4 protein-coding genes (1 of these 4 cut by a window edge) are annotated in these 4,714 nt (G+C 73.4%); 2 read left to right on the forward strand and 2 right to left on the reverse strand.

The window, feature by feature from the left end:
- The coding region (locus BGO22_RS22340) for an SDR family oxidoreductase (protein ID WP_286852447.1) at positions 1-755 on the forward strand (755 nt) is incomplete at its 5' end.
- Between the two features lie 12 nt (positions 756-767).
- Here BGO22_RS22340 and BGO22_RS22345 read toward each other — a convergent pair.
- Positions 768-1,706: a DMT family transporter gene (locus tag BGO22_RS22345; protein WP_070400626.1), complete on the reverse strand. Its 939-nt coding sequence runs from the start codon at positions 1,704-1,706 to the stop codon at positions 768-770.
- Positions 1,707-1,831: 125 nt separating this feature from the next.
- On the opposite strand from BGO22_RS22345, the gene BGO22_RS22350 reads away from it, so the two are divergent.
- Positions 1,832-2,824, forward strand: coding sequence for a quinone oxidoreductase family protein (locus BGO22_RS22350; protein ID WP_070400625.1), 993 nt, complete (start codon positions 1,832-1,834; stop codon positions 2,822-2,824).
- Between the two features lie 4 nt (positions 2,825-2,828).
- On the opposite strand, the gene BGO22_RS22355 is transcribed toward BGO22_RS22350, so the two are convergent.
- Positions 2,829-4,714: the 3' portion of an AAA family ATPase gene (locus tag BGO22_RS22355; RefSeq protein ID WP_502686494.1), read on the reverse strand. It continues 1,366 nt past the right edge of the window; the window shows 1,886 of its 3,252 coding nt (coding positions 1,367-3,252); the start codon falls outside the window, past its right edge — the gene reads right to left on this strand; it ends in the stop codon at positions 2,829-2,831.

Consider the following 4,714-nt stretch of genomic DNA (forward strand, 5'->3'; position numbering starts at 1 on the left):
CGAGCAAGGGCCTGGGGCTGGGCTGCGCGCAGGCGCTGGCCGCCGAGGGCGTGAACCTGGTGATGGTGGCGCGCGGCGCCGAGGCGCTGCAGGCCGCAGCCCAGGCCATCCGCGCCGCGCACCCGGGCGTGGCGGCCTTGCCCGTGGCGGCCGACATCACGACCCCCGAGGGCCGCGCGGCGGCCTTCGGCGTGGCCGGCGGCCCCGGCAAGGCCTTCGACATCGTGGTCACCAACGCCGGCGGCCCGCCGCCCGGCGACTTCCGCCAGTGGGACCGCGACATCTGGATCGCCGCGCTGGACGCCAACATGCTCGCACCGATCGAACTCATCAAGGCCACGGTGGACGGCATGGCCGAACGGGGCTTCGGGCGCATCGTCAACATCACCTCGGGCGCGGTGAAGGCGCCGCTGCAGGTGCTGGGCCTGTCCAACGGCGCGCGCAGCGGGCTCACGGGCTTCGTCGCCGGCCTGGCGCGCAGCGAGATCGCCGCGCGCGGCGTGACCATCAACAACCTGCTGCCCGGCGCCTTCGAGACCGACCGCCTGCGCACCACACTCGGCGGCCTGGCGCACAAGCAGGGCAAGAGCTACGAGGCCATCGCCGATGGCCGCCGCCAGGCCGTGCCCGCCAAGCGCTTCGGCGAGCCGGCCGAATTCGGGGCGATCTGCGCCTTCCTGTGCAGCGCGCAAGCCGGCTACATCACGGGCCAGAACGTGCTGGCCGACGGCGGCGCCTACCCGGGCACGTTCTGAGCGCCGCCGGGCTCAGCGCTTCGCGCGCGGTGTCGACACCAGGATGCCGCCCACGATCAGCGCGAAGCCCAGTACGTGGTGCCAGCGCGGTGGCTCGCCCAGCATCGCGGCCGACAGCACGGCCGCGAACAGCGGCGTGAGGTTGGTGAAGAAGCTCGCCATGGCGGGCCCCACGCGCGCCACGCCCGCGCCCCAGCAGCGGTAGGCCAGCACCGAGGGGAACAGGGCGAAGTAGGCCAGGGCGGCCACCAGCGGCCAGCCCCAGCGGATGTGCAGATCGGCCGCCGGCAGGTAGACCCATTCGAGCGCCGCCAGGCCGCCCGACCAGACCAGGCCCAGGGCCACCTGGGCCATCAGGAAGGCGGCCCAGTCGCCTTTGATGTCGGGCGGGTCGCCGCCCTCGGGCGGGCGCACCAGCAGCCAGCTGTACCAGGACCAGACCAGCGCGGCCAGCAGGATCCAGCCGTCGCCCGGCACGAGCTGCACGGCCAGCAAGCGGGCCAGGCTGCCGCCCGACAGCACCACGGCCACGCCGCAGAGCGAGAGCGCGGCACCGGCGGCCGCGCGGCGCGACACCGGCACCCCATAGAGCACCCGCCCCACGAGCAGCATCCACACCGGCATGCTGGCGGCCACCAGGGTCACGTTCAGCGGCGTGGACGTGCGCAGCGCGAGGTACTGCAGCGCGTTGTAGCTGCCCACGCCCAGCGCGCCGAGCAGCGCGAAGCGCCGCCAGTTCGGCCACAGGCTGCTGCCCGGGCGCAGCACCCAGGCGGCCAGGGGCAGCAGCACCAACAGCGCCAGCGCCCAGCGCATGAAGTTGAGCGTGCTCGGCGGAACGGTCTGGTTCATCAGCCGCCCCACCACCGCGTTGCCGGCCCAGAACAGCGGCGGCAGAACGAGCAGGGCGACGGTGGACGGCGTCAACCGGCCGTTGGATGCAGCGGACATGGGGCGCGACTGTAGCAAGCGGACGAAGACCTGCCCTGGCGCGGGGCCGCCCGCGCGCCGGCGCGGAGGCCGAGGGGATTCGTGGCAGCATCGCCCCCGACCGAACCCCCAACGAGGAGACCCCCATGAGCACCAGCAGCCGCGCCGTCCGCATCCACGCCACCGGCGGCCCCGAGCAACTCGTGATCGACACCGTGGCGGTGGGCGAGCCCGGCCCGGGCGAGATCCGCATCCGCCACCACGCGATCGGCCTGAACTTCATCGACGTGTACCAGCGCACGGGCCTGTACCCCTTCCCCCTGCCGCTGTCGCTGGGCATGGAGGGCGCGGGCGTGGTGGAGGCCGTGGGCGAGGGTGTGACGCACCTGAAGGTGGGCGACCGCGCGGCCTACGCGGCCAACCCGCCCGGCAGCTACAGCGACGCGCGCGTGATGCCGGCGATGAACGTGTGCAAGCTGCCCGATGCCATTGACTTCGAAACCGGCGCGGCCATGATGCTCAAGGGCCTGACGGCGCAGTACCTGCTGCGCCGCTGCAAGCCGGTGGAGGGCCTGGAAGCGGGCGACTTCGTGCTGTTCCACGCCGCGGCCGGTGGCGTGGGCCTGATCGCCTGCCAGTGGGCCAAGGCCCTGGGCCTGCGCCTGATCGCCACCGCGGGCTCGGCCGAGAAGTGCCAGCTGGCGCTGGCGCACGGCGCCGAGCACGCGATCAACTACCGCACCGAGGACTTCGCCGCGCGGGTGAAGGCCATCACCGGCGGGCAGGGCGTGAAGGTGGTGTACGACTCGGTCGGCAAGGACACCTGGGACAAGTCGCTGGACTGCCTGCGGCCCTTCGGCCTGATGGTGAGCTTCGGCAACGCCTCGGGGCCGGTGCCGCCGTTCGCGCCCGGCATCCTGGCGGCCAAGGGCTCGATCTACGTGACGCGCCAGACCTTGTTCACGCACATCAACAACCGCGAGCGCACGCAGCAGATGGCCGACGAGCTGTTCGAGGTGGTGGCGAGCGGCCAGGTGAAGATCCGCATCGACCAGCGCTTCGCGCTGACCGATGTGAAGAAGGCCCACGAGAGCCTGGAAGCCCGCGCGACGACGGGCTGCACGGTGCTGCTGCCCTGAGCGCTCAGCGCCGCAGCGCGGCGAGCTTGTCGGCGCAGCGGGTCGCGTCCAGGGCATGGCCCGCGTCGCGAAAACCCGCGGCCGCCGCCGCGAAACGCGCGCGCGCGAGGTCGGGCGCCTGGCCGCGCGCCAAGGCCATATGGCCTTGCACCTCGGCGTGCGCGGCGTGCCAGGCCGGCAAGCGCATGACCACCTGCGCCAGGTAGGCGCTCTGCGCCTCGAACCGCTCGGCCTGCGCCAGTTCGCCCGTGCGGGCGGCGGCGATGGCCGCCGGCACGGCGAAGGTGATGCGACAGCCAGGGCAGGTCTCCAGCGGTCCACGCACAGACTCGACCGCGTCCTCCAACGCCCAGCTGGCGTCGCCCTCGAGATCGGCCAAGGCGATGCGTGTGCCGTAGATGCGGTCGAGCAGGTGAAAGCCGACGTCGGTCTGGCGCGCCAGGTCCAGCGCGAGCGACAAGCGTTCCTGGGCCTGGTCCAGGCGCCCCCGGTGCATGGCCGCCTCGGCCAGGCGCTGCAAGGCGAAGGATTCGCCGGTGGCCGCTCCCAGGTCGCGGTGCATGTCGCGCCCGCGCGTCAGGTGGTGCTCGGCAGCGTCGATGTCGCCCGACAGCAATTCGGCCTCGCCCCGGATGGTGATGCCAAACGCTTCGCCGCGCGCCGAGCCCAGGTGGCGCGCCTCGTCGGCCAGTGCCTGCGCGAAGGCGATCACCTCTGGATAGGGGCGCGCGCCATAGAGAAAGCGCTGCACCATGCAGAGTTGGCCGTCGAACACCCGCACCGCCAGGTGCGGCAACTGCGCCGTGTCGCGCAGGTTCAACCGCACGGCCTGTGCCAGTTCGCCGCGCGCATGGGCCGCCGCCGCATGCGCCCAAGACGCGATGACCAGGGCGGCGGTGTCGCCCGAGGCCAGCGCCAGCCGCCTCGCCTCGGCCGACTTCGCGCTGCCGATGGTCGGGTCGATCGCCCCCAGCGCGGCAGCGCCACTGTAGGCCAGGGCCTCGCACAGCCGGCCTTCGTCGGTGCTGGGCGACAGCCCTTGCAGTGCCTGCACCCCGCCCTTGGGGTCGCCTTGTTTGATCTGCGCCAGCGCGGCCTTGGCGCGCAGGTCATCGGCCAATGGACCGCCATCGGCTTCGGCGGCCGCCCGAAATGCAGCCACCGCCCGCGGATCGCCCAAGGCGTCGAGCGCCTCGGCGCGCAGCCGCAGCGCCAGGGCGTGCTGGCTGTCGTGCGCCAGCACGGGCTCCAGGTGGCGCAGCGCGTCGCCGAAGGCGGCCAGCCGCAGGGCGGCCTGCGCGGCCTTGAGCAACCAGGGCTGGGCTTCGCGCAAGCTGCCCCCGGCGAGCCAGTGGCGCGCCACCAGCGCGGGCGGCAGGTCCAGCCCGGTCAGGCGCTGGGCGATCTCACGGTGCAGTTTGAGGCGGCGATGCGGCGCGATGCGGTCCACCAAGGCCTGTCGCACGAGTTCATGGCGGAAGCGGTAGCGCGTGTCGTCCACCACCAGGGTACCCCGCGCCAGAGCGAGGTCCAGCACCGCGAAGGCCTGCGCCTCGCCCGCGGGGGCGAGGGCGACCGCCGTGGCCGCATCGATGCTGTCGCCGGCCAGCGCCAGCCGGCTCATGAGGTCCAGCGAAGCGTCGGGCACGTCGCACAGGCGCTGCGTGATGGCCTCGGCCACACTGGCGGGCAGGCGCGCCGGCGCGGGCTGGGCGCAGTGCAGCAGTTCCAGGGCCACGAAGGGGTTGCCCTCGGCCAGCGCGACGATGCGGTCGATTGAGGCATCGGCGATGGGCCCGTCGGCGGCGGCCGCGAGGAGGCGGCGCTGGGCTGGCGCCTCAAGGGGCTCCAGCGCGAGCCGCTGCAGCCGCCCGAGCGCGATCAGGCGGG

The sequence above is a fragment of the Hydrogenophaga sp. 70-12 genome, assembly GCF_001897365.1.
GTDB lineage: Bacteria > Pseudomonadota > Gammaproteobacteria > Burkholderiales > Burkholderiaceae_C > Hydrogenophaga > Hydrogenophaga borbori.

What these genes read in the sequence shown, in the direction of transcription:
- BGO22_RS22345 (WP_070400626.1), bottom strand. Translation starts at nt 1,706, where the DNA reads ATGTCCGCTGCATCCAACGGCCGGTTGACGCCGTCCACCGTCGCCCTG.
- BGO22_RS22350 (WP_070400625.1), top strand. Translation starts at nt 1,832, where the DNA reads ATGAGCACCAGCAGCCGCGCCGTCCGCATCCACGCCACCGGCGGCCCC.